We start from the raw sequence: 26,746 nt of genomic DNA on the forward strand, positions 1-26,746 counted from the left end.
TCCGCTATTTTGCAGCAAGACCCCTAACGTGCTGGATAATCCCGGAAAAATCCACCCCGCCATGGCCGGCGGCATCAAAGGCCTTGTAGATCTCCTGCGCGTGCTTGCCGAGCGGCGTCACGGCTCCCGTCGCATTAGCGGCGTCCTGCGCCAGCGTCAGGTCCTTCACCATCAGATTGGAGGCGAAGCCGGGCTTATAGCCGTTGTTGGCAGGCGACGTCGGCACCGGGCCCGGTACGGGACAATAGGATGTCAACGCCCAGCACTGGCCCGACGAGGTCGACGCGACGTCGAACAGCGCCTGATGCGACAGTCCGAGCTTCTCGGCGAGCGCGAAGGCCTCACCGACCCCGATCATGGAAATGCCGAGGATCATGTTGTTGCAGATCTTGGCCGCCTGGCCTGCGCCCGCGCCGCCGCAATGGACGATTTTCTTGCCCATGTTCTCCAGCGCGGGCTTGGCCGCCGCAAAGGCTTTCTCCTCACCGCCACACATGAAGGTCAGCGTCGCGCCCTTGGCGCCACCGGTGCCGCCCGACACCGGCGCATCCACCGAGAGCATGCCATGCTTGCCGGCCAGCGCGTGCGCCTGCTTGGCGCTTTCGACGTCGATGGTCGAGCAATCGATGATCAGCGTGCCCTTGGTCATGACAGGAACAACTTCATTCCAGACCGACAGCACATGTTTGCCCGCCGGCAGCATGGTGACGACGACGTCGGCGCCCTTAACGGCAGCCACCGAACTTTCGGCAATCGCCGCGCCATCCGCCTTGGCCTGGTCGCGGGAGGCGGCGACCAGATCGAACGCGGTGACCTTGTGGCCGGCCTTGACCAGGTTGGCCGCCATCGGCCCGCCCATATTGCCGAGGCCAATGAATGCGATATTTGCCATCTCGAATCCTCCGCTTGCGATTGTTCTGTTCTGATCAGGGAAACTTCAGTTCGTCCGCGCCGATCTCGGCGAAATAAGGCGCGACCATTTCCGGCGTCACATCCTCAATTCGCGGCGGCGACCACTTTGGATTGCGATCCTTGTCGATGACAGCGGCGCGCACTCCCTCGCGGAAATCGTCGCTGGCAAACACTTCCAGCGCGGCGCGATACTCCCGCACCAGGCATTCCTCGAGCGACGAGGCCGTGCGTGCGAGGCGCAACAGCTTCAGCGTCACCACCATGCCGCGCGGCGATTTTTCGCCCAGCGTCTTCAACGTCGCCTGCGCAAAGTCCGAACCGTCGCGCTGCAACGCCGCCACGATGTCCTCCATACGATCGTAGGAAAACAGCGCATCGATCTTCATCTGCTGCGCGGCGACCGGTCCGGCCGTTTCGCCGATCGAGAATCCCTCGATCAGCTTCGTGACGTCTCCCGACGTCGCGCCGGGTTGCACCTTCGTCAGCGCATCGCGCAGCGCCGGCAGCCTTGCCGACGGCACCACCGAGTCAGCAAATCGTGCATGAATGGCGTCGGGACCGTTCATGGTCTGCCCGGTCAGTCCAAAATAGGTGCCGATCTCGCCCGGCGAATGCGACAACAGCCAGGTGCCGCCGACATCGGGGAAGAAGCCGAGCCCGACTTCGGGCATCGCCAGCTTGGTCCTCTCGGTGACAACGCGGTGGCTCGAATGTGCGGATAGCCCAACGCCGCCGCCCATCACGATGCCATCCATAAAAGCGACGTAGGGCTTTGGGAATTTCTTGATGCGGGCGTTGAGGATGTATTCGTCGCGCCACAGGATCTTGCCGAGATCGCCCTTCACTTTCGAGCTTTCCCAGAGCGCGCGAATGTCGCCGCCGGCGCAAAGGCCGCGCTCGCCGGCGCCCTCCAGCAGGATCACAGCGACGGCGGGATCCGCTTCGAAGACATCTAACGCCTTGTCGATGTCGTGGAACATCTCCAGTGTCACGGCATTGATGGCCTTCGGCCGGTTCAGGCGCATGATTCCGGCCGAGCCTTCCTTGCGCGAGATCAGGTCGCTCTCTGCACTGGCCGCATCCTTCATCGCGCGCCCTCGATCAGCTTGCGCGACACAATCAGCCGCATGATTTCGTTGGTCCCTTCGAGAATCTGGTGCACGCGCAAGTCGCGCACGATCTTCTCGATGCCGTATTCGCTGAGGTAACCGTAGCCGCCGTGCAACTGCAGCGCCTGGTTCGCCACCTCGAAACCGACATCGGTGCCGAAGCGCTTGGCCATCGCGCAGAGCATGGTGGCGTCGGGGTCTTTGCGGTCGAGCGCCGCGGCCGCGCGCCAGACAAAAGTCCGCGCCGCCTCCAATTCGGTCGCCATGTCGGCAAGGCGGAATTGCAGCGCCTGGAATTCATCGAGGCGCTTTCCAAAAGCTTTTCGCTCCTTCATGTAAGCCAGCGACTTGTCGAGCGCGTTTTGCGCGCCGCCGAGCGAACAAGCGGCGATGTTGAGGCGGCCGCCGTCAAGGCCGGCCATCGCGATCTTGAAGCCGATGCCCTCCTCGCCGAGCCGGTTCTCGACCGGCACGCGGGCATTCTCAAAGATCACGGCGCGGGTCGGCTGCGCGTTCCAGCCCATCTTGCGTTCATTGGCGCCGAGCGACACGCCCGGCGTTTCGGCCGGAACGACCAGCGTCGAGATGCCGCCAGGCCCCTCGCCGCCGGTCCGCACCATCACGACATAGAGGTCGCCGCCGCCGGCCCCGGAGATGAACTGCTTCTGGCCGTTCAGCACGTAATGGTCGCCGTCGCGGACCGCGCGGGTGCGCAGCGCGGCGGCATCCGATCCGGAGCCCGGCTCGGTCAGGCAATAGCTCGCCAGAAGCTCCATGGTGCAAAGCTTCGGCAGCCACTTCCGGCGCTGGGCATCGTTGCCAAAGGCATCGATCATCCAGGACGCCATGTTATGGATCGAGATGAAGGCCGACACAGTCGGACAGCCCACCGCCAGCGCCTCAAAGATCAGCGCCGCGTCGAAGCGCGTCATCGCGGAGCCTCCGACATCGTCCCTGATGTAGATGCCGCCCATGCCGAGGCTTGCGGCCTCGCGCATCACGTCGACGGGAAAATGCTTCTCCTCGTCCCAGCGCAGTGCATGCGGCGCGATCTTCTCGGCCGCGAATTCGCGCGCCATGTCGCGAACCGCGATCTGGTCCTCGTTGAGAGCGAACTGCATGCTGGACTGCTCATTCTTCTCGTCATTGCGAGGAGCGAAGCGACGAAGCAATCCACTCTTCCTTAGCGGCAAAGATGGATTGCTTCGCTACGCTCGCAATGACGGCGGGGCTACACCATCACTTCATCAACGGGATCGAGAACTCCGCACCTTCCTTGACGCCGGACGGCCAGCGCGAGGTTACCGTCTTGGTCTTGGTGTAGAAGCGGACCGAGTCCGGGCCGTGCTGGTTGAGATCGCCGAAACCTGACTTCTTCCAGCCGCCGAAGGTGTAGTAGGCAATCGGCACCGGGATCGGCACATTGATGCCGACCATGCCGACATTGACCTTGGCCGCGAAGTCGCGCGCGGCGTCGCCGTCGCGCGTGAAGATCGCAACACCGTTGCCGTAGTCATGCTCCGACGGCAGCGCCAGCGCTTCCTTGTAATCGTGGGCACGCACCACCGAGAGCACGGGGCCAAAAATCTCCTCCTTGTAGATCCGCATGTCCTTGGTGACGTTGTCGAACAGCGAGCCGCCGAGATAAAAACCCTTCTCGTAGCCCTGCATCTTGAAGCCGCGGCCGTCGACGGCGAGCGTCGCGCCTTCCTTGATGCCGATATCGATGTAGCTCTTCACCTTCTCAACCGCCTCGCGGGTCACCAGCGGACCGTAATCGGCGGACGGATCGATCGAGGTGCCGATCTTGAGCGACTCGACGCGCGGGATCAGCTTTTCCATCAGGCGGTCGGCGGTGGTCTTGCCGACGGGGACGGCGACCGACACCGCCATGCAGCGCTCACCACCGGAGCCGTAACCAGCGCCGATCAGCGCGTCGACGGTCTGGTCCATGTCGGCGTCGGGCATCACGATGGCGTGGTTCTTGGCGCCGCCAAAACACTGGCAGCGCTTGCCGGTCTGGGCGGCGCGCTCATAGATGTACTGCGCGATCGGCGTTGAGCCGACGAAGCCGATCGCCTTGATATCGGGATCGTCGAGAATGGCATCGACGGCCTCCTTGTCGCCATTGACGACGTTGAGAATGCCGGGCGGCAGTCCTGCCTCCATCATCAGTTCAGCCAGCCGCATCGGCACGCCAGGATCGCGCTCGGAAGGTTTCAGGATGAAGGCGTTGCCGCAGGCGATCGCGGGCGCGAACTTCCACATCGGGATCATCGCCGGGAAATTGAACGGCGTGATGCCGGCGACGACGCCGAGCGGTTGCCGCAGCGAATAGATGTCGATGCCGGGGCCTGCGCCTTCGGTGTATTCGCCCTTCATCAGGTGCGGAATGCCGCAGGCAAACTCCACGACCTCGAGGCCGCGCTGGATGTCACCCTTGGCGTCGGGAACGGTCTTGCCGTGCTCGCGCGCCAACAATTCGGCAAGCTGGTCATAGTCACGCTGCACCAGTTCGAGGAACTTCATCATCACGCGCGCGCGGCGCTGCGGATTGGTGTTGGCCCATTCGGGCTGGGCCAACGCGGCGTTCTCGACGGCGGCGCGGACTTCGGCCCTGGAGGCCAGCGCCACCTTGGCCTGGACGTCGCCGGTCATCGGCTCGAACACGTCAGCCGTCCGCCCGGACGTTCCCTTAACCTCTTTGCCGCCGATGAAATGTCCGATTGAGCGCATGAATGATCTCCCTAAGGTCCCGTCCGGGATCGCTGTCGAGCCCCTTTTTGACCTGCATTTCTTGGGATACAAGTCCGATATATTGCACCATAGATGTGCGGAAATGCTGGATCAAGGCTCCGGGGCGATCGACTGGGATGACTTCCGTTTTGTGCTGGCGATCGTGCGCGGCGGCTCGGTTTCGGCTGCCGCCAAGCAGCTATCGGTCGATCATGCCACTGTGATCCGCCGCGTCGACCGGCTGGAACGGCATCTCTCGGCCAAACTGTTCGATCGCCGCAAGACCGGCTATCTCCTGACCGAGGCCGGTCAGCGCGTTGCCGACAGCGCGGAGGCGATGGAATCCACCATTGTCGCCAACCAGGAGGCGGTCGGCGGCTCGCGCGCCCAGCTCACCGGCACGGTCCGGATCGGCGCGCCCGACGGGTTCGGCAGCCACTTCCTGGCGGCGCGGCTCCTGAAGTTCACCGAGCGGTATCCCGATCTCGATCTGCAGCTCGTCGCCACTGCGCGCCTGTTCAGCCTGTCCAAGCGCGAGGCCGATATCGCGATCAGCCTCTCGATGCCCAAGGAGGGCCGCATCGTCGGCCGCAAGCTGCTCGACTACAGCCTCGGCCTCTACGCCTCGCCGGCCTATCTCGACCGCGCGCCCGGGATCAAAAGTCGAGCCGACCTGCCCGGACATCGCTTCGTCGGCTATATCGAGGAACTGCTGTTCACGCCGGAGCTGGATTACCTGCCGCAGGTCTCGCCAAAAATCTCCGCCAAATTCCGCAGCGCCAACCTGATCGCGCAGCTCAATGCCACCATCGCAGGCTTCGGCATCGCCGTGCTGCCGCACTTCATGGCCACCACGCATCCGGAATTGCGCCCGGTGCTGCGCGACGAGGTAAAGATATCGCGCACGTTCTGGATGCTGATGCACGCCGACAGCAAGGATCTGGCGCGCATTCGCGCGGTGGCCGATTATATCTGCGAAACGGTGGATAGCGAACGGGCGCTGTTTGGCGGAAATTTGTAGGTGGGTTAGGCGAAGCCGTAACCCACCGCGCACGTGCCGCATGTCGAGACTTTCGGTGGGTTACGCTGCGCTAACCCACCCTACGATTCTGCGCTCAATTCACCTTCGCACGCGCCTTCTTCGTGGCCGTCGCGCGCGCCAGCGCCGCCTCGCGGCCGGCGAGAAGAATTTCGTCGGAGAGTTCGCCGCTGCCGGCGACGCGCGACATTACCAGCGTGCCCATCATCGTCGCCAGCGTGCCCATCGCCTGCCTCCGCGCCGTCTTGCGCGGCACGTCCGGAATCTGGTCGGCCATCACGTCGATCAACTGCTCCAGCTTGGCGGCAAAGGCCTTGCGGGTCTTTGCGCTCTCGCGGGCAATCTCGGCGCCGAGTGCGGGGACCGCGCAACCGCGACCGGGATCGTCGCGATGCACCGGCGAGACGTAGGAATCGATGATCGTCGACAGCCGTTTCTCCGCCGGCGTTTCAGCGGCGATCTTGCGCCAGTGCTCGATCGAGCGGTCCATCGCATAAGCGAAGGCCTCGATCACCAGCGCCTCGCGCGAATCAAAATGCGCGTAGAAACCGCCATGGGTCAGGCCCGCCTCCTTCATCAGGTCGGCGACGCCGATGCCATGCGCGCCCTTCTCGCGAAGCCGCACCGAGGCTTTTTTCACGATCCGTGCGTGGGTCTCCTGCTTGTGCTCTTTCGAATACCGCATCAACGCATCCCATTAAATGTCCATGGTCATATAATAGCAGTTGTGCGCGGGAAAAGCTGCATCTATTTCGCGCTTCCACCCATCCCGACCATCGAGAAGGTCGCGGTTGCGTGCACCGCAAGATTGTCCGCGCCATCACGGACGAAGCCTTCGGCATAGCTGGTCTGGCGGCCGAGTTTTATCACCTTGCCTTCCGCCGAGATCGCGCCCGACCGCACCGATAACGGCCGCAGATAAGTCAGCTTGAGATCGAGCGTCACCGAGGTCTGCCCCGCCGGCTGCATGGTGGCAATGGCGCACCCCATGGCGGTATCCAGCAGCGCCGCGGCGGTTGCGCCATGGAGCAGGCCGACGGTGTTCTCCAGGCTCTCGTCAGGATCGAGTTCCATCACAATCCGCCCTGGCTCGGCGATGCGCATCTCAATACCGATCAATCGGGCCATCGGCGGCGGTGGCAATATGCCGTCGCGGATCGCGCGCATGATCTCCAGCCCGGACATCCCGGAGGCGGCCTTCGCCACCGGCGCCGGTGCCTGCCATTCCACGACCCGGCGCCGGCGCATATCGAACGAGAACAAATCGACGGTCTCGGTTGCGGTCATGACGGCCCCTTTGAATGATGATCATAATTCTATCGCAACACCAGCGATGCCGCAACGTCCCCGCCCTTGACAAGCCGGCGCAATGTCTGGAAGTGGCACCAGCCGCAGGACAAGTCCGGGAAAACAAAATGGAAATGCTCAATCCCCACTGCGCCGTCGACCGCGACGGCAGAGGTGTCGTTCGCCTCACGATCTGCAACGCAGGCACCCTCAACATCCTCTCCTCCGCCGTCACCGACGGGTTACGCGAAGGGCTCGAGAAACTCGCCGGCGACAAGAGCATCCGCGCGGTGATCCTGGCCGGCGAGAGCGAAAAGAGCATGATCGGCGGCGCCGACATCAAGGAGATGGCGCGGCTCGATCAGAAATCGGCGGAAGCGTTCATCACGCGCTTACGCGATCTCTGCGAGGCCGTGCGCCACTTTCCGGCGCCGGTGATCGCGCGGCTGCCCGGCTGGTGCCTCGGCGGCGGCCTCGAAGTCGCCGCCTCCTGCGACTTCCGGATTGCGGCGCACGATGCCAAATTCGGCATGCCGGAGGTGCGTGTCGGCATCCCCTCAGTGGTCCATGCCGCGCTGCTGCCACGGCTGATTGGCTGGGGCCGCGCCCGCTGGCTGGTCATGACGGCCGAGAATATCGACGCGCCAACGGCGCTCGCCTGGGGCCTCGTCGACATGGTCGCAAAGCAAGGCGGGTTAGATGCCGCGGTCGAGCACACGGTAAAGACCCTGCTCGAATGCGGGCCCGAAGCGCTGCGTTCGCAGAAGGCGCTGCTGCGGCAATGGGAGGAGCTACCGCTGACCGAATCCGTCAACGTGAGTGTCGGTGTATTCGGAAAATCATTCCTGACCGGCGAGCCGCAACGGCTGATGCAGGGATTTCTCGACCGCAAGAAGTAGACGGGGCACGCATGAGGCCTGCCAGTGAGATTTTTTAATGCGATTGCCTGGTTGCGATACTGTCACGTATAATATTATATTCATAATTCAATATAGCCCCCACGCGGATCGCCGCTGACGTCGTCGTGTCCTGAAATGAGGGAAGTACGACATTTAAGTCAGACGGCGATCGCGTCAGAATACTAACGGCAAATCTTCCCACCGCAATCTTCCGAGGCCCAATGATCTCGAACTGGCTGTCAGCCGCCCTCGCCCGCCGCAACATCCACTACGGCTGGGTGATGGTCGCCGTGACCTTCCTCGCCGCCCTGATCGCTGCCGGCACGGTCGGCGCCCCCGGCGTTTTCATCGTGCCCTTGCAGAAGGAGTTCGGCTGGACCACGGCGGAGATTTCCTCAGCGCTGTCGATTCGCTTCATCCTGTTCGGGCTGATGGCGCCGTTTGCCGCCGCGCTGCTGAATCGCTACGGCCTGCGCAATGTGACACTGGCGGCGCAGCTCGTCGTCGTATCCGGGCTCGTTGCCTCGCTGGCGATGACCAAGGTCTGGCATCTGATGCTGCTGTGGGGCGTGGTGATCGGGATCGGCACCGGCATGACCGCGCTGGTGCTCGGGGCTACGATCGCCGCGCGCTGGTTCGTGGCGCGGCGCGGCCTTGTCGTCGGCATCCTGACCGCGAGTGTCGCGACCGGACAACTCGCCTTCCTGCCGCTGCTGGCGAGCCTGACCGACGCTTACGGCTGGCGGATCGCGCTCACGCTGGTGTGCGTCATGCTCGGAGTGGCGGCCTTCGCCGTGCAAATGATCATGCGCGACCGGCCGAGCGACGTCGGCTTGCGCCCGTTCGGCGACGAAGGCACCGAGCCGCTGCCGGCGCCGCCACCGAACAACGCGCCGATCATGGCGGCCGCGCTCGGCACGCTACGCGATGCCTCGAAGTCGGGTGTATTCTGGATCCTGTTTGCCACCTTCTTCATCTGCGGCGCCTCGACTAACGGGCTGGTCCAGGTCCACCTAATACCGATGTGCCTCGATTTCGGCATTCCGCAGGTGCAGGCGGCGAGCCTGCTTGCGGCGATGGGCATTTTCGATTTCGTCGGCACGATTGCCTCCGGCTGGCTGTCCGACCGCTATGACAACCGCTGGCTGCTGTTCTGGTATTACGGACTGCGCGGCCTGTCGTTGTTGTTCCTGCCGTTCACCGATTTCTCGTTCTACGGCCTGTCGCTGTTTGCGATGTTTTACGGGCTCGACTGGATCGCGACCGTGCCGCCGACGGTACGGCTCACCGCGCAGCGGTTCGGCGCGGAGCGCGCGAACCTCGTGTTCGGCTGGATCTTTGCCGGCCATCAACTCGGCGCGGGCGTTGCGGCCTTCGGGGCCGGCGTATCGCGCACGGTGCTGGAGACCTACCTGCCGGCATTCTTCGTCGCCGGCGCGCTCTGCGTGGTGGCGGCGCTGATTGTGCTGGCGATCTCACGAGCGCCGGCGAAAGCGGCGGCGGCGTAACGTGAAGTGTGATTCCGGGTTCGATGCTTCGCATCGCCCCGGAATGACATCTCTACGGCCGCGTCGACATGTTGGTCGGCGGCCCCGCCGTCCGAATCGGCTCCGCCAGCCGCGCGAATTCGCACAGCAGCGCACGTGTCTTGCGCGGATCGATCACCTCCTCGACCCAGAATTTCTCCGCGGAGCGAAACGGCGAGCGGAGCTTGTTGAGCCGATCCTCGATCTCCTTCAGCTTCAACGCCGGATCGTCGGCCGCGTCGATGTCGGCGCGGTAGGCGGCCTCGATGCCGCCTTCCAGCGGCAGCGAGCCCCAATAGGCCGACGGCCAGGCGTAGCGCATCGAATAGCGGTTGGCCGGCTGATGCACGACGCCGGCCACACCGAACGCGTTGCGCACGATGATGGTGCACCAGGGAACGGTTGACTGGTTGACCGCGGCCATCGCCCGCACACCGTGGCGGATGGTCGCCGACTTCTCGGCCTCGAGCCCGATCATGAAGCCGGGACAATCCATCAGATAGACGACCGGCAGATGGAAAGTCTCGGCGAAGTCGACCCAGCGTGCCACCTTCTGGCATGCCTCCGCCGTCCACGAGCCGCCATAGTGGAACGGATCGCTCGCCAGCAACAGCACCGCGCGGCCCTCGAACCGGGCAAGCCCCGTGATGATTGGCCGGCCGAAATTGGCATTGACCTCGAAGAACGAGCCCTGGTCGACGACGGCGTCGATGATCGGGCGCATCTTGTAGACCTGGCGGCGATTGCGCGGCACCGCCTTCAACAGCGATTCTTCAGCGCGCTCCGGATCGTCGCTGCAGGGCGTGGTCGGCGGCAGCTCGTACACCGATGACGGCAGATAGGACAAAAAACGCCGGGCGCGTTGGAACGCCTCCTCCTCGGTATCGACGGCATCATCGACGCCGCCGGCGCGAGTCTGGATCTCGGCGCCGCCAAGCTCCTGCTTCGTTAGATCCTGGCCGAGACGCTTTACCACCGGCGGGCCTGCGACGAACATCGCGGAGTTCCTGGTCATGACGGAATAATGGCTGGCGGCCAGCCGCGCCGCGCCAAGCCCTGCAACCGAACCGAGCCCGAGCGCGACAACGGGCACACGCGCCATGTTCGCGGTCGTGAACCAGTACCAGCGCGTGCCGCCGACCCCGCCGGGCAGGTTGGCGGCACCACGGGTCTCGATCGTCTTCACCGAACCGCCTCCACCCGAGCCTTCGATCACGCGGATAATCGGCAGGCGGAAATCATGCGCCATCTCCTCGGCCATCAGCGGCTTGGCCGAGATCGAGGCATCGGCCGAGCCGCCGCGCACGGTGAAATCGTCGCCGACCACGACCACAGTGCGGCCGTCGATCCTGGCGCGGCCGAACACGCAGTTGGCCGGCGTCAGGTGCTTGAGTTCGCTGTTTTCGTCGTACTCGGCGATGCCGGAAATCGCGCCGATCTCGTGGAAGGAATTCTTGTCGATCAGTCTGTCGATGCGCTCACGAACCGTGAGCCGGCCCTGGTCATGCTGGCGCTTGACCTTGTCAACGCCTCCCATCTCGCGCGCGAACGCTTCGCGCCGAGCGAGCTCGTCGAGCTCCGGCTTCCAGTTCATTCGTATCCTCCGTTTTGATAACCTTGTTGTTGTTATGAGGCCGCGCCGGAAGCGGCTTTCTTTCGATACGGCTGGCGAAGATGTCGCCCTCCGCGCCTTCGAGCAGGCCGCCGAGCGCGACGCCGAGTTCGAGCATCTGCGGCGCCACTTCCCTGTGCAGCCGCTCCTCGTCAAACATTGCGGAGAGAAGGCCGATCGTCGCAACGACGAAGGTTTGGTATTGCGGCGACCAGATCGGCACCGCGCAGCCGTTGATGTGCGGGCTCCAGGTGCCGCAGCCGACCACATAGCCATGTTCGCGCAGGTGACGGCGATTATCTTCGATCCGGGCCTTCAATAGTCCGGCACTTTCCGGGATCTCACGTTCCATTTCCGCGATCAGGGCATCGCCGACCTCGGTGTCGAGCGCAGCCGTGTAGGCAAAGCCGGCCGCGGTGCTGGTCATCGAGATGCGGCTGCCAGTGCCTTCGTGCAGACCGAGCGCATTCGCGGCACGCGCGAATTCGAGGTAGACCAGATGGTAGCGGTCAGGAATCACGAAGCCGACGGTGCCCGGCAGTTGATCGGCGACATCCTGCAGCCGTAGCCGGATCAGATTGCGAAGCTGCAACCCCTTCATCATCGAGGTGCTCATCGCTACCGCGCTTGGACCGATGCGGTATTTCTGGTCGCGCGGCAGATAGACGAGCTGGCCCATCCGCGTCAGCGTGTGGGTGAGCCGCGATACCGTCGACCGCGGCAGACCACAGCGGCTGGATATTTCCAGATTGCCTAGTCTCGCTTCATGACCCTCGAAGCAGCGCAGGACGTCGAACGCCCGCGACACCACCTGGATCACATCCCCATCGCCTGCGAGATCGCTGGCGAGCATTCCCTGCTTGCTAAGCCGTTCCGAGCGTCTTCCCATTGTTATGGTCTCCATTCCGCCCTGCGGAATAAAATTCCACTTGCAGAACAAACTACCTCAGGCAATCTGCCGCCACAACAAAAAGCCGTTCACGAGGACAACGAGGTCCGTCAGACGGTCCCCGGGAGAACGGATATGCCAGAGATCAAGATTGTCACCGAAGTCGCCGGGCGCGTGTGTGCGCTTCCCATCGCAACCGGCGGCAATGTCGGCGACGGCGACGAGATCGCTTTCGTTGAGGCCATGAAGATGGAAATTCCGGTCACGTCGACGACGGCAGGAAAAATCAAGGCGATCCTGGTCAAGCTCGACGACGTCATTGCAGAGGGACAGGTCGTCGCGATCATCGAAGCTTAACCGGATCACGGCATGCATTTGCGCGTGATCAGTTCCGCGACAATCTGTCCAGCTTTGATGTTGACGTGCGTGTACCTAACGTTGCCATCGCTAGCCGCCGATGACATGATCAGCGCTAACGAGAGATTTCGCATCGCGAAACAATCTGAGGGGAAAATATGATTCATCGGTTGAAGGCGCTTGCGCCAATCGCTCTTGCAGGCATTTCGGTGCTGGCCTTGCCGTCGGCTTACGCCGAAGACGTTAAATTGCCGCCCACCATGGTGGTGACCGCCTACGACACCGGCACCGCGGGCTTCAACATGGCCGTCGCCGTCGGCAAGATGATGAAGGACAAATATGGCACCGACGTCCGCGTGCTGCCCGCCGGCAACGACGTGGCGCGGCTGGCGCCGCTGCGCGCCAAGCGCGCGGCCATGTCCGCAATGGGTTCCGGCACCTATTTCGCCCAGGAAGGCGTGTTCGAGTTCGGCACCAAGGAATGGGGTCCGCAGCCCCTGCAGCTCGTATTGTCATCGGTCGACTGCAATGCCGGCTCGCTCGGCGTCGCCAAGGATACCGGGGTGACCGAGATCAAGCAACTCCGGGGCAAGCGCGTCGGCTTCGTGGTCGGCTCGCCGGCACTGAACCAGAACGCGCTCGCCATCCTCGCCTTCGGCGACCTCAAGCAAAGCGATGTCAAGACGGTCGAGTTCTCGAGCTACGGCGCGATGTGGAAGGGCATGATCAACAACGACGTGGATGCGGCCTTCGCCACCACCATCACCGGCCCGGCCAAGGAGCTGGAGACCTCGCCGCGCGGCATCATCTGGCCGCCGCTTCCGCACAACGACAAGGCGGGCTGGGAGCGCGTGAAGAAGGTCGGGTCGTTCTTCTTCCCGCATGTCGCGACCTGCGGCGCCGGCATCTCCAAGGACAAGCCGATCGAGCTTGGCAACTATCCCTACCCGATCTTCATTGTGTATGCCTCGTTGCCCACGGACGAGGTCTATTCCACCACCAAGGCGATGATCACGGGCTATGACGCCTATAAGGATTCGGCGCCGGGTGCGGCAGGCCTTGCGGCCGACCGCCAGACCAAGAACTGGGTGGTTCCCGTGCATCCAGGCGCGGCGAAGGCGCTCAAGGAAGCCGGCCAATGGACCGACGAGCAGGAAGCCCACAACAAGGGATTGCTCAAGCGGCAGGAAGTGCTGGCGGCAGCCTGGGCGGCCTACGGCAAATCCAATCCGCCGTCGGACGACAAGGCGTTTCAGGACGGCTGGATGAAGGCGCGCGCCGCGGCGCTGGCCAAGGCGAATATGCCGAACGGCTTTGAATAGTGCTGCCTCACTCGCTTCGGATCTAAGGCGAATACCGTCTAGGGGGAATGATGTCACCTGCTGCGAGTGAGAGCGTAGCTGCGCCTGCACAACGAATCGAGTTCGACGACCCGCATGCCAACATGCAGGAAGCCGAAGTCACGCGGGTGCGAACGTTGCGCGGGGCGTGGCGTTGGGTGCTGGTGGTCGCGACCGCCGTAACCATCCTGCTGTGCATCAACCAGCAATTCTCGCTGCGCTTCTTCCTCGGCTACACGCAGCTCAACACCGAGTACTTCTACCTCCTGATCGCGCTGATGCTGCCGTTCACGTTCCTGATCTTTCCAGGAACCGAGCGTTCGCCGCTCGACCGAATTCCCTGGTACGACATCCTGCTTTTTGTCCTCACGTTCGCCTGCGCCATCATCCTGATGCGCAGCGTCCGCAAGGCGGCTGAAGCTGGCTGGGAATTCGGCGGTGCGCCAACCTACGTGATCGTTGCCGGCGTCATCATGTGGGTCGTGCTGATGGAAGCCTTGCGGCGCACCGGCGGATGGAGCCTGCTGCTGAGCGTGCTGCCGTTTACGGTCTATCCCCTGTTTGCCGACGCGAAGTGGCTGGGACCGTTTCGCGGCACCCAATCGACGCTCGAACAGGCAACGGCGTACCACGTGCTATCCGGCGAAAGCCTGCTCGGCATCCCGATCCAGGCCTTCGCCGATACCGTGATCGGCTTTCTGGTATTCGGCACCGCGCTGATGATGACGGGCGCGGGAAAATTCTTCATCAACATCGCTTTTGCTCTGTGCGGCACCTTCCGCGGCGGCGCGGCAAAAGTCTGCATCTTCGCCTCCGGTCTGCTCGGCATGATGTCGGGCTCGATCATCTCCAACGTGCTGACCGCGGGCACAATGACCATTCCGGTGATGAAGAAGAGCGGTTTCCGCGCCTCCTATGCCGGCGCGATCGAGGCCTGCGCGTCAACCGGCGCGGTGCTGGCGCCGCCGGTGATGGGCGCAACCGCGTTCGTGATCGCGCAATTCCTCAACGTCAGCTACGCGGACGTCGCGCTTGCTGCGATCATTCCGGCGGCGCTCTACTACATCGGCCTGTTCATGCAGGTGGACTCTTACGCGGCCCGCCACGGCCTGAAGGGCATTCCGCGCTCCGAACTGCCGAAGGTCTGGGACACGATCAAGGCCGGCTGGTACTACGTCTTCGTGATCGCGCTGCTGATCGTGATGCTCCTGTACTTCAAGCGCGAAAGCCACGCACCGTTCTACGCCACTGCGCTTCTTTTGGTGCTGAACCAGATCTTCTCGAAGGAAACCCGCTGGACGTCTGCGACGGTCAGCAAGTTCCTTGAGGTCAACGGCCGCACCTTCGTCGAGCTGGTCGGCATTCTCGCCGGCTGCGGCCTTCTGATCGGTGCGTTCTCGATGACCGGTGTGGTCTCCAGCCTTGCCAACGATCTGCTCAGGATCGCCGGCGACAATGCCCTCCTGCTGCTCGTGATGTGCGCCTTTACCAGTCTTGTGCTCGGGCTCGGACTGACGACGACCGCCTGCTACATCTTCCTTGCCATTCTGGTGGCACCGGCGCTGGAGAAGCTCGGCCTCAACCGCATGGCGGTGCACATGTTCATCTTCTACTGGGGCATGCTGTCCTCGATCACGCCACCGGTCGCCATCGCTTCCTTTGCCGCAGCCGGCATCGCCGGCTCACCAGCGATGAAGACAGGGTGGGAATCGATGTGGGTCGGCAGCATCATCTACTTCATTCCGTTCTTCTTCGTCCTGAATCCGGCGCTGGTGCTGCAGGGACCGAACCCCTATCTCGAAGGGCTTGGGCTGATGGCGCTGGCGGGCTTCGGCACGCTGTTCATCTGCGGCGGCATCCAGGGCTACCAGGCCTTTGTCGGCGACCTCAGGGGTGCCGGCGCGCTGGAATGGCCGCTTCGGGTATTGCTGATCATCGGCGGCTTCGTGGTGGCTACGCCCGGTGGCGGTATCATGCCGCTGTCGCAGATGCAGGTCACGTTGATCGGCCTTGCCATCCTCGTTCCCACCGTGCTGGTCGCGCTCGCCCTGATACGGCGGCAGACACCGATGCCGAACCAGTTGCGCGCACCCTGATTGCGTTGCACAAGAGGAGGCGATGAAACCATCGCCTTCTCCGTTCACGACCACGCCCCTCGCCTGGACCCGTTCAAAACCGCCCTTGCTGCGGTTTCTCAACGCCTGTCACGCAGATTTCGCGCCAGAAGACAGCGGCGCGGTCGCCGATTACATCCCGGAACTCAGCAAGGCCGACCCTGACCATTTTGGCATCAGCCTCGCCACCCTCGACGGCCACGTCTACGAGGTCGGCGACACGCAGGTCCCCTTCACCATCCAGTCGATGTCGAAGCCGTTTGTGTTCGCGCTGGCGCTGGACACGCTGGGAGCAGCCCGGGTCGAAAGCGTCATCGGCGTCGAGCCTTCGGGCGATCCCTTCAACTCGATCCGCCTCAACGCCGAGAACCATCCCTTTAACCCGATGGTCAATGCCGGCGCGATCGCCTGCTCCGGCCTGATCCACGAGGCCAAGGGCGATGCCGCGTTCGAATATATCCGGCAGGCGCTGGGGCGATTTGCCGGGCGCGAACTCGACGTCGACGACGCCGTCTATGCTTCCGAAAGTGCGACCGGTGATCGTAACCGCGCGATCGGCTATCTCCTGCGCACCAATGGCGTCATCAAGGACAATGTGGCCGCCGTGCTGGAGGTCTATTTCCGGCAATGCGCCATCCTGGTAACGGCGCGCGATATCGCCGTGATGGCGGCCACCCTCGCCAATCGCGGCATCAATCCGTTGACCGGCGAACAGGTGATGAGCGCCTACGCCATCTCCCGCACGCTCTCCGTCATGACCAGTTCCGGCATGTATGATTACGCCGGCGAATGGATCTATCGGATCGGCATTCCCGCCAAGAGCGGCGTCGGCGGCGGCATTCTCGCAGCCCTACCGGCGCGGCTCGGGCTCGGCAGCTATTCGCCAAGGCTCGATAAGCACGGCAACAGTGTGCGGGGCATCAAGGTCTGCGAGGCGCTCTCGGCGCATTACGACCTGCACATGCTCAACCGCAGCGACGACGCGCGCAACAGCATCATCGCCGATTACGACATCGGCAGCAGCCCCTCCCGGCGCGTGCGGCGCGCGCAGGAGCAGAACATCCTCGCCCCGCACCACCAGGAAGTCCGCGTGATCGAGCTGGTGGGGACGCTGTCGTTTTCCAACGTCGACTACGTCTCGCGCCAGCTCGCCGCCAAGCCGCGGCCGCAGCTTGTCATCTTCGACCTGCGCCGCGTGACGGCGATGACGCGAGCCGGCGCCCGACTGCTCGCCGAGGAATTCCGCGAGCTCGCCGCCCACCACGTCACCGTGATTCTATCCGGCATCAGGCGTTCGTCGCCCGACTGGAAAATGCTCGCGGAATGGACCGAAGGCCTCACCAACATCCGCAACTATTATCTGCTCGATGCCGCCATCGAATGGGCGGAAGACCAGGTGGTGTACCGCTACGGCGGCGCGATCGATTTTTTCGAAGCGACCGAACTGTCCGAACAGTCGCTGCTGGCGGGATTGACGGCGGAGGAACTGACCGATCTCGCTTCGCTCGTCTCGATCAGGACCTATCAGACCGGTGAGAAGATCATCAGCGCGGGCGACGCCGCGACATCGCTGTTCTTCCTGCGGAGCGGCGCAGTTCACGTCACCCTGCCTGACGGCGTTCGTCTCGCGACGCTGACGGCCGGAATGCCCTTTGGCGAAATGGCATTGCTAGAGCCGCAACGCTCGGCCGACGTGCTGGCCGATATGGCTGCGACCGCTTACGAAATCCCGCTTCGCGATTTCGAACGGTTTCGGAAACAGCACCCGCGTGCTGGCGAGCGCATCATGCGCAATCTCGCGCAATTGCTGGCTGATCGCCTGATCATGGCCAACGCTAAATTGGATTTGCTGACGTCGGGGTAACCTTCCGTGTCCCGGACGCGGAGCAGCGTTCTTCACGCTGCTCCGCAGAGCCGGGACCCACCACCGCCGCAGTGGACCCCGGATCAGCAGCGCATCGCTCCGCGCTGCGCAGCGTCCGGGGAACGCCCAAGCGCCTACCCAGCCTTGCCCCGTCCGCTCTTCTCCGCGGCGCGGCGCAGCGCCTCGGCGAGCGCGCCGCCCGGCTGCTCCTGCGGCTTGCGCGGCGATGCCGACGTCATCGCCGCCTTGGAATATTCGCGCATCTTGCTATCAGACAGTTTGGGGCCCTTGGCGCCGACCTCGTCGTCGAGCCGCAGCGTCAGCGCGATGCGCTTGCGGGCGACTTCGACCTCGAGCACCTTGACCTTGACGATATCACCGGGCTTGACCACCTCGCGCGGGTCCTTGATGAAGTTCTTCGACATCGCCGAGATGTGCACCAGGCCGTCCTGATGCACGCCGATATCGACGAAGGCGCCGAATGCCGCGACGTTGGTGACGGTGCCTTCCAGGATCATGCCGCGCTTGAGATCCTTGATCTCCTCGACGCCTTCCTTGAACACCGCGGCCTTGAACGCCGGACGCGGGTCGCGACCGGGCTTTTCGAGTTCGCGCAGGATGTCGGTCACCGTGGGCAGGCCGAAGGTTTCATCGACGAAGCTCTGCGGCTTCAACTGGCGCACGATATCGCTATTTCCAATCAGCGCCTTGATGTCGCTCTTGGTAGCCGCGAGAATCCGCCGCACCACCGGATAGGCTTCGGGGTGAACGCCGGAGGCGTCCAGCGGGTCCTCGCCATTGTTGATGCGCAGGAAGCCGGCGCATTGCTCGAACGCCTTCGGTCCCAGCCGCGGCACCTGCTTCAGATCTTTCCGCGACTTGAACGGCCCGTTGGCGTCGCGGTGCTGCACGATGCTCTGCGCAAGCCCTGCCCCGATGCCCGACACCCGTGCCAGCAGCGGCGCGGACGCGGTATTGGCATCGACGCCGACCGCGTTGACGCAGTCTTCGACCACGGCATCGAGCGAACGCGCCAGCTTGGCTTCGCCGAGGTCGTGCTGGTACTGGCCGACGCCGATCGCCTTCGGATCGATCTTGACGAGCTCGGCGAGCGGATCCTGCAAACGCCGCGCGATCGACACGGCGCCGCGCAATGTGACGTCAAGTTCCGGCAATTCCTCTGACGCAAAGGCCGAGGCGGAGTAGACCGACGCGCCGGCCTCCGACACCACGATCTTCGACATCTTGAGGTCCGGCAGCAGCTTGACCAGCTCGGTCGCCAGCTTGTCGGTCTCGCGCGAGGCGGTGCCGTTGCCGATCGCGATCAGCTCGACGCGGTGCGCCACCGCGAGCTTGCCGAGCGTCGCCAGTGCTTCGTTCCACTGCCGTTGCGGCTCGTGCGGATAGATCGTCGTGGTCGCCACCACCTTGCCCGTCGCATCGACGATTGCGGTCTTGACGCCGGAGCGATAGCCGGGGTCGAGCCCCATGGTGACGCGCGCGCCGGCCGGCGCGGCGAGCAGCAGATCGCGCAGGTTCGAGGCGAACACGCGCACGCCCTCGGTTTCGGCCGCGGTCCACAACCGCATCCGCAGGTCGATGTTGAGATGCACCTGGATCTTGGTGCGCCAGGCCCAGCGCGCGGTATCGATCAGCCAACGGTCGCCCGGGCGCTTCTGATCGGTAATGCCGAAGCGCTGCATGATCTTCAGTTCATACGTGCTGGGCACGCCAGCCTCGGGCACATTCGCCTCGGGCTGGATCTGCAATTCGAGGATTTCTTCCTTCTCGCCGCGGAACATCGCGAGGATGCGGTGCGAGGGCAGCTTGCTCAGCGACTGGTTGAAATCGAAATAGTCCTTGAACTTCTCGCCTTCGAGCTTCTTGCCCTTGCGCACGGTCGAGATCATCAGTCCGTTCGACCACATCTCCTCGCGCAGCCGGCCGATCAGGTCGGCGTCTTCGGCGAATCGCTCCACCAGAATCGCGCGTGCGCCTTCCAGGGCAGCGGCAACATCCGGCACCTGCTTCTCGGCGTCGACGAAATTCGCGGCCACGGCCTGCGGATCGTTCTGCGGCTGCGTCAGCAGCAATTCAGACAAGGGCTCAAGGCCGGCTTCCTTGGCAATCTCGGCCTTGGTGCGGCGCTTCGGCTTGAACGGCAAATAGATGTCTTCCAGGCGGCCCTTGGTATCGGCGGCCATGATCTGCGCTTCCAGCGCGGCATCGAGCTTGCCCTGCTCGCGGATCGAATCGAGGATCGCCACCCGCCGCGCTTCGAGCTCGCGCAAGTAGGTTAGACGCTCTTCCAGGTTGCGTAATTGCGCATCGTCAAGACCGCCAGTGATTTCCTTGCGGTAGCGCGCCACGAACGGCACCGTGGCGCCGCCATCCAGCAGTTCGACGGTTGCTGCGATCTGCTCCTCGCGAACGCCGAGCTCTTGCGCAATCTGTCGGTTGATGTTTGCCACGCGACCTCTTTCCAAAAGCCGTTTGCGGCCGGATGACCGGCCGCGGGACGCAGCTTATGGACCATCTCGGGTTGATTTGCCAAGGCGCCGGACGAAAGAAATTGATCTGTGGATCGGGCGCCATCGGTCACGATAGAGACGCGGGATTCGCCGAAAAATCAGGCCAAGAATAGGGGTGGATCGATGGCCTCGTAATGTGTAAACGGGCGCTCCCTCCCGGAGCTCCCCATGTCGATCTGCGGCCTTGATTTCGGAACGTCGAACACGACGCTCGGCACCATCGATGCCCAGACGCCGGCTCTGGCGCCGCTGGAGTCGCCGCACAACACGATTCCCAGTGCCATCTTTTACGCGGCGGACGGCAACGTCCTGATCGGCCGCAAAGCCATGGAAGCCTATGTCGAAGGCACGGCCGGCCGTCTGATGCGCAGCCTCAAATCGGTGCTCGGCACCTCGCTGATCGAGGAAACCACCCGGCTCGGCCGCGCGCGGCTCGGTTTCCGCGATGTGATCGCCAACTACCTCGGCGCGATCAAGCGCCGCGCGGAACAGGCGACGGGCGGCCCCCTGCGCAGCGTCGTCCACGGCCGCCCGGTGCACTTTGTCGACAATGCGCCGGACGCCGATCGCAAGGCCGAAGAGACCTTGCGGACAATCGCGAAGGGAATCGGTTTCGACGAAGTCACGTTTCAGTTCGAACCGATCGCTGCGGCGCTTGACTATGAGCAGCAAATCACTTCCGAGGAACTCGCGTTGATCGCCGACATCGGCGGCGGCACGTCGGATTTTTCAATCGTGCGTCTGGGACCCGAACGTCACGGCAAGGCCGATCGGGCAGCCGATATTCTCGCCAATGACGGCGTGCGGATAGGTGGCACCGATTTCGACCGTCAGCTCAGCCTTGGCGTGGTCATGCCACTGTTCGGCTTCGGCAGCGCCATGAAGCGGCCCGGGCTTGACGTGCCATCGAGCTATTTCCACGATCTCGCCACCTGGTCCAGCATCAACCGGATGTATGAGCCGCGCGTGTTGGCCGATATCCGGCAGGTCCGGCAGGAAGCCGCCAGGCCCGAACTTCTCGACCGGCTGATACGCGTGATCCACGAACAGCGCGGCCATACGCTGGCGATGGAAGTCGAAGACGCCAAGATCGCGCTTTCCGAGATGTCTCGATCCGAGATCCCGCTCGCGTGGGTGGCGCCGGGACTGAGCGCCGCCATCAGCCAAGGCGATCTCGTCAGTCACACAAAGCAACTCGCCACGCGCATTTCGGCGCGCATCAAGAACTGCCTCATTCAGGCCGGACTGAATGCCGACGCCATCGACGCCGTGTTCCTGACCGGCGGCTCGGTGAAGCTTGCCCATGTACGCAAGGCGATCACCAAAGCCGCGCCGACGGCCCGCCTCGTCGAAGGCGACATCTTCGGCGCCGTCGGCAAGGGATTGACGCTGGAGGCGCTACGGCGATACGGGCCGTTGAGCTGAGAACGCCCGCCGATCAGCCCACCACTTCCGTCACCGGTTGCATGTCGATGGCAAAGGTTTCCAGGAACTTCGACGTCATGATGTAGAAGCCGACCGAAAGCTGCAGCTCGACCAACGCGGCCGGGGTCAATTTGGCGGCAATCGCATTGAAGGTCGCGTCCGTCGGTTTGTGGCGCCTGACAATCTCGTCGGTGAAGGCGAGCGCGGCGCGTTGCACGTCGGTGAAACAGGTCGCCGATTCCCAGTTCTCCAGCGCCTCGTTCTGCTCGTCGGTTACGCCCACGTTCTTGCCGATCCGCTTGTGGGCGACGATTTCATACGGCGCCTCGCACAGGATGCCGGTGCGGGTGATGGCGAGTTCGCGCACGATGGGGTCCAGTTCGCCCTTGTGCCGGATGGCCCCGCCCAACCGGCAGTATTGTTCGAGATAGCTCGGTGAATGCGCCATCATCCGGAAAATGTTCGCATTGCGGTTTTTGCCGAGCAGTTCGCGGGTACGATCGTTGTGCTTGGCAGGATCGCTATATTCGATGCGGGCCATTCTTCACCTTGGGGGTTTCAGGATTTTCTGATTTGTTGACAGAGAGATCATGCACCGCAGCAGGGAGTGGATCAACCGGCGAAACGCCGCTGCCGCAGCTTCAAATCCGCGCCTGGGCCGTTCGACCCGCGCCAAAAAACTCCCGATCTCGCGCACAAACCGGCTACGAGCGAGCCAAATTGCCGCCTCAATGCTGGTCGATTCTCACGGCTGTCGATATTCGCTGAGTGGGGACTCGAAAGAGCGAATACTCGTCGCGGGGTGTTCCGAGTAAACCAGACTGAGCTCATCAGGCCTTCACGGGCAACGATGACTCATGCCCAAGTCTAGGGAGTTAGGCATGAAGGAAGCCACCAGGAAGGCAGCCTCGGAAGCGCTTGCGCAGATGTTGGCGGTATCAGCGATGCTCGTTATCGCCAGCGTTGTGTTCTACTGGCACTGAATGTTGACGCGTCGAAGCACTCAGATTTTCAACCCGTTCCGCGTAATTCTGGGTTGCTTCGCTGCGTGAGCATTTGCCTGACACTCACCTCGTTTTCTCAAAATACGGCACCAATCTTCCCGCGAACGGCCGATAGCTTGCGGTGACCTCATCGCCGATCGCAAGATCATGGGCGCCGTGAGCCATCATGCGAAACCCCTCGGCCGCATCGACCAGCACGATATTGTAGGGGACATGCGCGCGTGTCTCCGGTGTCGCGGCGCGGCACACCAGTGACGTCGCGTAGACCGTCGCTATTCCGCTGGCACGTTTCTCGACCGGATCCGGCGCACCACAGGCGGCGCAGAAGCTGCGGTGAAAATACTGCACTTTCCCGCAGGCAGCGCAGGCTTGATAGACGATGGCCTCGGCACCCTCAGTCCAATCGGCGAGCATGTCGTTCACCGCACCCGCTCCAGGAACATGCTGACATGCGACGACAGCACACCGCCATCGCCATGCAAGAGCGCAATCGAGGCATCACGAACCTGCCGGCCGCCGGCACGCTCGGTCATCTGCAGATGAGTCTCGACCAGATGCGCCATCGCGCCGCCGACGCCGCAATGGCCGTAACTCAACAGCCCGCCATGGGTGTTGAGCGGCATGGCGCCGTCGCGGCCGAAATGCCCAGCCCGCACCCGCGCGGCCGCCTCGCCGCGCCCGGCCAGGCCGAGATCCTCCAGCAACATGGCGAGGGTAATGGTGAAACTGTCGTATACCGCGGCGTAACGCACGTCCGATATTGCAATGCCGGACGCGGCCATCGCCTTGGCAATCGCGATCTCGGCGCCGAGTTCGCTTAAGGCCGGGGCCGCCGTGACGTGCTGGTGGGTATGCGCCTGCGCGCAGCCGCGCACGCGAACACCGATCGCGCCGGTCGGTTCGCGGCTGATCACGAACGCAGCGCCGCCGTCGGACACCGGGCAGCAGTCCAAGAGCTTGAGCGGCATCGCCACTGGTTTTGAGGCCATCACGTCGGCGACGCTGATCGGCTCGTGGAACTGGGCGCCGGGGTGCGTCAAGGCGTGAGCCCGCATCAGCACGGCGAATTCGGCGAGGTCTTCCTGGGTGACACCATATTCGTGCATGTAGCGCGACGCGAGGAGACCGTAATAGGCAGGGATCGTCGGCCCCAGCGGCACCTCGTAATCGGGGTGGCCGACCTGCGCCAGCGCCTGGATCGAGGCGTCGCGGCTCTGGCCCGTGAGGCGGTTTTCGCCGCCGACAACCAGCAGATGCCTGGCCACGCCGGCGTCGACCAAATGATGCGCCAGCATGGTCATGGCAAGCCCGGTTGCGCCGCCAACCTGCACGGCATGGGCATAGGACGGCTGGATGCCAAAATGCTCGGCGAACACGGTTGCCAACATGATGTGCGGCGAGACGGTCGAATAGCCACAGAGGATGCCGTCGATCTCGGATCGCTTGAGCCCGGCGTCGGCAATGGCGAGCTCAGCGGCCTTGCTCATGAGATCGAGCGAGGACGAGCCTTCGTGCTTGCCGTAAGGTGTCAACCCGACGCCGGTGATGAAGCTCATAACAATGTCTCCTCGTCATTCCGGGGCGCGCGAAGCGCGAACCCGGAATCTCGAGATTCCGGGTCTGGTCCTTCGGACCATCCCGGAATGACGCTGTGGAGAGACCGCCTTCCCATCCTCAATACGACTTCGGCAACCCCAGCACCTTCTCGGCAATAAAACTGAGAACAAGCTGCGGGCTGATCGGCGCGATGCGTGGAATCAGCGATTCCCGCAGGTAACGCTCGACGTGATATTCCTTGGCATAGCCGAAGCCGCCATGCGTCATCACCGCCTGCTCGCAGGCGTGGAAGCCGGCTTCGGCGGCGAGATATTTCGCGGCATTGGCTGCGGGCCCGCATTGCATGCCCTGGTCGTATTGCCAGCCCGCGCGCAGCACCATCATCCAGGCGGCTTCCAGTTCCATCCAGTTCTTCGCGAGGGGATGCTGGATGCCCTGGTTCATGCCGATCGGACGATTGAACACGATGCGGCTCTTCGCATAGGCCGCCGCACGCGACAGCGCGACCTGCCCTAGCCCGACCGCTTCGGCGGCGATCAGAATGCGCTCGGGATTCATGCCGTGCAGGATATATTCGAAGCCGCGGCCCTCCTCGCCGAGCCGATCCTCGACCGGGATCTCGAAATTCTCGAAGAACAGTTCGTTGGAATCGACCGGCTTGCGGCCCATTTTCTCGATCTCGTGGACCGCGACGCGCTGCTTGTCGAAATCGGTGTAGAACAGGCTCAAGCCATGGGTCGGGTTCTTCACCTCTTCCAGCGGCGTGGTGCGCGCCAGCAGCAGAATCTTGTTGGCGACCTGGGCAGTGGAAATCCAGACCTTCTGGCCATTGACGACATACTTGTCGCCCTTGCGCACCGCGCGGGTTTTCAACTGCGTGGTATTGAGGCCGGTATTGGGCTCGGTGACCGCGAAGCAGGACTTGTCGCGCCCGTCGATGATTGGCGGCAGCATCCGCGTGCATTGCTCCTTAGTGCCGAACACGACGACGGGATTGAGACCGAACACGTTCATGTGCACGGCGGAGGCGCCGGACATACCAGCGCCCGATTCCGCAATCGTCCGCATCATGATCGCGGCGTCGGTGATGCCGAGCCCGGACCCGCCATATTCCTCGGGGATGCAGATGCCGAGCCAGCCGGCATCCGCGAGCGCGCGGTGGAAGTCGGTGGGATAGCCGCCCTCCTTGTCCTTCTTCAGCCAATAGGCGTCGTCAAACCCCGAGCAGATTTTTTCAACTGCGTCGCGGATCGATTCCTGGTTGGCCGACAGCGCAAAATCCATCTATCCTGCCCCTACGTATTTGCTGCGTTCCTGGTGACGCCATCGCGCACCAGCGCTGCGATTTCATCCGGCGTAAAGCCGACTTCTTGCAGAATTTCCGCGCCGTGCTCGCCCAGGCGTGGCGCCAGCCGCTTCGTCTCGACCGGCGTTTGCGAAAATCGCGCCGAAGGTCTCATGTTGCGGATGCGGCCCTCGGTCGGATGATCGACAACCGGGAAAAAATCGGTCGCGAGGATGTGGGGATCGCCGAGCAGGCTCTCGAGGTCGTGCATCGGCATGACCGGCACGTCCGCCTTCTCCAGGATAGCGAGCCATTCGGCCGTGGGCTTGGTCGCGAGGATACGCGCCAATTCGGCATAGACCGCGTCGATATTGGCGGCGCGCCCGGCGAAGGTCGCAAATTTCGGGTTGACGCGAAGATCGTCACGGCCGGTGGCATCGAAGAAATTCTGCCACTGCTTGTCATTGTAGACGATCACGCAAATATAGCCGTCGGAAGTCTTGTAGGGCCGGCGGTCCGGCGAGAGATGCCGCGCATAACCGCCCTTGTCGAGCGGCGGCTCATAGGTGAGACCGCCCATATGGTCGCCCATTACGAAACCGGCCATGGTTTCGAACATCGGGATATCGACGCGCTGGCCGCGGCCGGTGCGGTTGCGATCGACGAGGCTGGCGCAGATCGCGCCTACCGCCGTCAGCCCGACGATACGGTCGACCAGCGCGTTGGGGACATAGCGCGGCACGCCGTCGGCGGTCTGCGCCATCAGCGCCGGCAGTGCGGTCGCGCCCTGGATCAGATCGTCATAGGCGGGCTTTGCCGCATAGGGGCCGTCCTGGCCGAAGCCGAACACGCCGGCATAGATCAGGCGCGGGTTGATTTCCGACACCACGTCATAGCCGAGGTTCAATCGCGCCATGGCCTGCGGCCGCACATTGTAGACCAGCGCGTCGGCCGTCTTGATCAGTCGCAGCACGGCATCGCGCCCAGCCGGCTTCTTCAAATCGAGGCAGATCGAGCGTTTGTTGCGGTTGGTATTGAGAAAGACCGGCCCCATGCCGGGATGACGGGTCGGGCCGATCTGCCGCGTCACGTCGCCGTCGAGCGATTCAACCTTGATGACGTCGGCGCCGTAATCGCCAAGCATCTGGGTGGCGTAAGGCCCCATCAGCACGGTCGTCATGTCGATGACCTTGATACCCGCCAATGGTCCCATGGATCGGCCCTGCTCCCCGCTACGCGGCCATTCCCGGTCCGCATTGT

The 26,746-nt window shown here is 63.4% G+C and carries 22 protein-coding genes; 8 read left to right on the forward strand and 14 right to left on the reverse strand.

The features are described from left to right. Positions 1-4: 4 nt before the first annotated feature. The 4 genes from mmsB to HCN50_RS19260 all read right to left on the reverse strand — a co-directional run bounded on the left by mmsB (position 5) and on the right by HCN50_RS19260 (position 4,757). Positions 5-892 (reverse strand): 3-hydroxyisobutyrate dehydrogenase, encoded by an 888-nt coding sequence (gene mmsB, locus HCN50_RS19245; protein WP_171711223.1) that lies wholly within the window; start codon positions 890-892, stop codon positions 5-7. A 34-nt stretch (positions 893-926) separates the two neighbouring features. Beyond that, on the reverse strand, positions 927-2,000 hold the full coding sequence (locus HCN50_RS19250; protein ID WP_171711224.1) for an enoyl-CoA hydratase/isomerase family protein: 1,074 nt from the start codon (positions 1,998-2,000) through the stop codon (positions 927-929). Next, positions 1,997-3,142 (reverse strand): isobutyryl-CoA dehydrogenase, encoded by a 1,146-nt coding sequence (locus HCN50_RS19255; RefSeq protein ID WP_171711225.1) that lies wholly within the window; start codon positions 3,140-3,142, stop codon positions 1,997-1,999. The genes HCN50_RS19250 and HCN50_RS19255 overlap by 4 nt, the downstream gene beginning before the upstream one ends. 118 nt (positions 3,143-3,260) lie before the next feature. Next, a complete protein-coding gene (locus HCN50_RS19260; protein ID WP_171711226.1) occupies positions 3,261-4,757 on the reverse strand; it encodes a CoA-acylating methylmalonate-semialdehyde dehydrogenase in 1,497 nt (498 codons plus the stop codon). A 103-nt stretch (positions 4,758-4,860) separates the two neighbouring features. On the opposite strand from HCN50_RS19260, the gene HCN50_RS19265 reads away from it, so the two are divergent. Further along, positions 4,861-5,778: a LysR family transcriptional regulator gene (locus tag HCN50_RS19265; protein WP_171711227.1), complete on the forward strand. Its 918-nt coding sequence runs from the start codon at positions 4,861-4,863 to the stop codon at positions 5,776-5,778. Between the two features lie 94 nt (positions 5,779-5,872). On the opposite strand, the gene HCN50_RS19270 is transcribed toward HCN50_RS19265, so the two are convergent. After that, complete coding sequence (locus HCN50_RS19270) at positions 5,873-6,481, reverse strand: TetR/AcrR family transcriptional regulator (protein WP_171711228.1); 609 nt, start codon at positions 6,479-6,481, stop codon at positions 5,873-5,875. A 62-nt stretch (positions 6,482-6,543) separates the two neighbouring features. Beyond that, positions 6,544-7,083, reverse strand: a complete 540-nt coding sequence (locus tag HCN50_RS19275; protein WP_171711229.1) for a PaaI family thioesterase — start codon at positions 7,081-7,083, stop codon at positions 6,544-6,546. 128 nt (positions 7,084-7,211) lie between these two features. Here HCN50_RS19275 and HCN50_RS19280 point away from each other — a divergent pair, with 128 nt between their 5' ends. Further along, positions 7,212-7,982 carry an enoyl-CoA hydratase gene (locus tag HCN50_RS19280; protein WP_171711230.1) on the forward strand — a complete coding sequence of 257 codons (771 nt, stop codon included), beginning with the start codon at positions 7,212-7,214 and terminating at the stop codon, positions 7,980-7,982. Positions 7,983-8,203: 221 nt separating this feature from the next. Beyond that, complete coding sequence (locus HCN50_RS19285) at positions 8,204-9,490, forward strand: MFS transporter (protein WP_171711231.1); 1,287 nt, start codon at positions 8,204-8,206, stop codon at positions 9,488-9,490. A gap of 52 nt (positions 9,491-9,542) precedes the next feature. On the opposite strand, the gene HCN50_RS19290 is transcribed toward HCN50_RS19285, so the two are convergent. Continuing rightward, on the reverse strand, positions 9,543-11,102 hold the full coding sequence (locus HCN50_RS19290) for an acyl-CoA carboxylase subunit beta (protein WP_171711232.1): 1,560 nt from the start codon (positions 11,100-11,102) through the stop codon (positions 9,543-9,545). Beyond that, the gene (locus HCN50_RS19295) at positions 11,032-12,009 is read right to left on the reverse strand and encodes an IclR family transcriptional regulator (RefSeq protein ID WP_171711233.1); all 978 of its coding nucleotides are present in this window, start codon (positions 12,007-12,009) and stop codon (positions 11,032-11,034) included. Before HCN50_RS19295 ends, HCN50_RS19290 begins: the two co-directional genes overlap by 71 nt. 135 nt (positions 12,010-12,144) lie before the next feature. Between HCN50_RS19295 and HCN50_RS19300 the strand changes: the two genes are divergently transcribed. The 4 genes from HCN50_RS19300 (at position 12,145) to glsA (ending at position 17,684) form a co-directional block, all read left to right on the forward strand. Next, complete coding sequence (locus tag HCN50_RS19300; protein ID WP_171711234.1) at positions 12,145-12,366, forward strand: acyl-CoA carboxylase biotin carboxyl carrier protein subunit; 222 nt, start codon at positions 12,145-12,147, stop codon at positions 12,364-12,366. 158 nt (positions 12,367-12,524) lie between these two features. Beyond that, positions 12,525-13,688: a TAXI family TRAP transporter solute-binding subunit gene (locus tag HCN50_RS19305; RefSeq protein WP_171711235.1), complete on the forward strand. Its 1,164-nt coding sequence runs from the start codon at positions 12,525-12,527 to the stop codon at positions 13,686-13,688. A 50-nt stretch (positions 13,689-13,738) separates the two neighbouring features. Further along, positions 13,739-15,802 carry a TRAP transporter permease gene (locus HCN50_RS19310; protein ID WP_171711236.1) on the forward strand — a complete coding sequence of 688 codons (2,064 nt, stop codon included), beginning with the start codon at positions 13,739-13,741 and terminating at the stop codon, positions 15,800-15,802. A 22-nt stretch (positions 15,803-15,824) separates the two neighbouring features. Further along, entirely contained in the window at positions 15,825-17,684 is a 1,860-nt protein-coding gene (glsA, locus tag HCN50_RS19315; RefSeq protein WP_171711237.1) for a glutaminase A, read from the forward strand. 134 nt (positions 17,685-17,818) lie between these two features. Here glsA and HCN50_RS19320 read toward each other — a convergent pair whose 3' ends face one another. Beyond that, positions 17,819-20,155: a Tex family protein gene (locus HCN50_RS19320; RefSeq protein WP_171711238.1), complete on the reverse strand. Its 2,337-nt coding sequence runs from the start codon at positions 20,153-20,155 to the stop codon at positions 17,819-17,821. Between the two features lie 228 nt (positions 20,156-20,383). On the opposite strand from HCN50_RS19320, the gene HCN50_RS19325 reads away from it, so the two are divergent. Next, the gene (locus tag HCN50_RS19325) at positions 20,384-21,640 is read left to right on the forward strand and encodes an Hsp70 family protein (protein WP_171711239.1); all 1,257 of its coding nucleotides are present in this window, start codon (positions 20,384-20,386) and stop codon (positions 21,638-21,640) included. 13 nt (positions 21,641-21,653) lie between these two features. On the opposite strand, the gene HCN50_RS19330 is transcribed toward HCN50_RS19325, so the two are convergent. The 5 genes from HCN50_RS19330 to HCN50_RS19350 form a co-directional block, all read right to left on the reverse strand. Next, positions 21,654-22,181 carry a carboxymuconolactone decarboxylase family protein gene (locus HCN50_RS19330; protein WP_171711240.1) on the reverse strand — a complete coding sequence of 176 codons (528 nt, stop codon included), beginning with the start codon at positions 22,179-22,181 and terminating at the stop codon, positions 21,654-21,656. A 526-nt stretch (positions 22,182-22,707) separates the two neighbouring features. Then, positions 22,708-23,067, reverse strand: a complete 360-nt coding sequence (locus HCN50_RS19335) for a Zn-ribbon domain-containing OB-fold protein (protein WP_171711241.1) — start codon at positions 23,065-23,067, stop codon at positions 22,708-22,710. Further along, positions 23,064-24,200, reverse strand: a complete 1,137-nt coding sequence (locus HCN50_RS19340) for a thiolase family protein (RefSeq protein WP_171711242.1) — start codon at positions 24,198-24,200, stop codon at positions 23,064-23,066. The genes HCN50_RS19335 and HCN50_RS19340 overlap by 4 nt, the downstream gene beginning before the upstream one ends. 118 nt (positions 24,201-24,318) lie before the next feature. Continuing rightward, the gene (locus HCN50_RS19345; RefSeq protein WP_171711243.1) at positions 24,319-25,485 is read right to left on the reverse strand and encodes an acyl-CoA dehydrogenase family protein; all 1,167 of its coding nucleotides are present in this window, start codon (positions 25,483-25,485) and stop codon (positions 24,319-24,321) included. Between the two features lie 11 nt (positions 25,486-25,496). Further along, positions 25,497-26,699 (reverse strand): CaiB/BaiF CoA transferase family protein, encoded by a 1,203-nt coding sequence (locus HCN50_RS19350; protein WP_171711244.1) that lies wholly within the window; start codon positions 26,697-26,699, stop codon positions 25,497-25,499. Positions 26,700-26,746 lie beyond the last annotated feature (47 nt).

The sequence above is a fragment of the Bradyrhizobium archetypum genome, from assembly GCF_013114835.1.
GTDB classification, from domain to species: domain Bacteria; phylum Pseudomonadota; class Alphaproteobacteria; order Rhizobiales; family Xanthobacteraceae; genus Bradyrhizobium; species Bradyrhizobium archetypum.

Bases quoted from the DNA above. Each gene is read 5' to 3' on its own strand.
- mmsB (WP_171711223.1), bottom strand. From the start codon at position 892: ATGGCAAATATCGCATTCATTGGCCTCGGCAATATGGGCGGGCCGATG.
- HCN50_RS19250 (WP_171711224.1), bottom strand. From the start codon at position 2,000: ATGAAGGATGCGGCCAGTGCAGAGAGCGACCTGATCTCGCGCAAGGAA.
- HCN50_RS19255 (WP_171711225.1), bottom strand. From the start codon at position 3,142: ATGCAGTTCGCTCTCAACGAGGACCAGATCGCGGTTCGCGACATGGCG.
- HCN50_RS19260 (WP_171711226.1), bottom strand. From the start codon at position 4,757: ATGCGCTCAATCGGACATTTCATCGGCGGCAAAGAGGTTAAGGGAACG.
- HCN50_RS19265 (WP_171711227.1), top strand. From the start codon at position 4,861: ATGCTGGATCAAGGCTCCGGGGCGATCGACTGGGATGACTTCCGTTTT.
- HCN50_RS19270 (WP_171711228.1), bottom strand. From the start codon at position 6,481: ATGCGGTATTCGAAAGAGCACAAGCAGGAGACCCACGCACGGATCGTG.
- HCN50_RS19275 (WP_171711229.1), bottom strand. From the start codon at position 7,083: ATGACCGCAACCGAGACCGTCGATTTGTTCTCGTTCGATATGCGCCGG.
- HCN50_RS19280 (WP_171711230.1), top strand. From the start codon at position 7,212: ATGGAAATGCTCAATCCCCACTGCGCCGTCGACCGCGACGGCAGAGGT.
- HCN50_RS19285 (WP_171711231.1), top strand. From the start codon at position 8,204: ATGATCTCGAACTGGCTGTCAGCCGCCCTCGCCCGCCGCAACATCCAC.
- HCN50_RS19290 (WP_171711232.1), bottom strand. From the start codon at position 11,102: ATGAACTGGAAGCCGGAGCTCGACGAGCTCGCTCGGCGCGAAGCGTTC.
- HCN50_RS19295 (WP_171711233.1), bottom strand. From the start codon at position 12,009: ATGGGAAGACGCTCGGAACGGCTTAGCAAGCAGGGAATGCTCGCCAGC.
- HCN50_RS19300 (WP_171711234.1), top strand. From the start codon at position 12,145: ATGCCAGAGATCAAGATTGTCACCGAAGTCGCCGGGCGCGTGTGTGCG.
- HCN50_RS19305 (WP_171711235.1), top strand. From the start codon at position 12,525: ATGATTCATCGGTTGAAGGCGCTTGCGCCAATCGCTCTTGCAGGCATT.
- HCN50_RS19310 (WP_171711236.1), top strand. From the start codon at position 13,739: ATGTCACCTGCTGCGAGTGAGAGCGTAGCTGCGCCTGCACAACGAATC.
- glsA (WP_171711237.1), top strand. From the start codon at position 15,825: ATGAAACCATCGCCTTCTCCGTTCACGACCACGCCCCTCGCCTGGACC.
- HCN50_RS19325 (WP_171711239.1), top strand. From the start codon at position 20,384: ATGTCGATCTGCGGCCTTGATTTCGGAACGTCGAACACGACGCTCGGC.
- HCN50_RS19330 (WP_171711240.1), bottom strand. From the start codon at position 22,181: ATGGCCCGCATCGAATATAGCGATCCTGCCAAGCACAACGATCGTACC.
- HCN50_RS19340 (WP_171711242.1), bottom strand. From the start codon at position 24,200: ATGAGCTTCATCACCGGCGTCGGGTTGACACCTTACGGCAAGCACGAA.
- HCN50_RS19345 (WP_171711243.1), bottom strand. From the start codon at position 25,485: ATGGATTTTGCGCTGTCGGCCAACCAGGAATCGATCCGCGACGCAGTT.
- HCN50_RS19350 (WP_171711244.1), bottom strand. From the start codon at position 26,699: ATGGGACCATTGGCGGGTATCAAGGTCATCGACATGACGACCGTGCTG.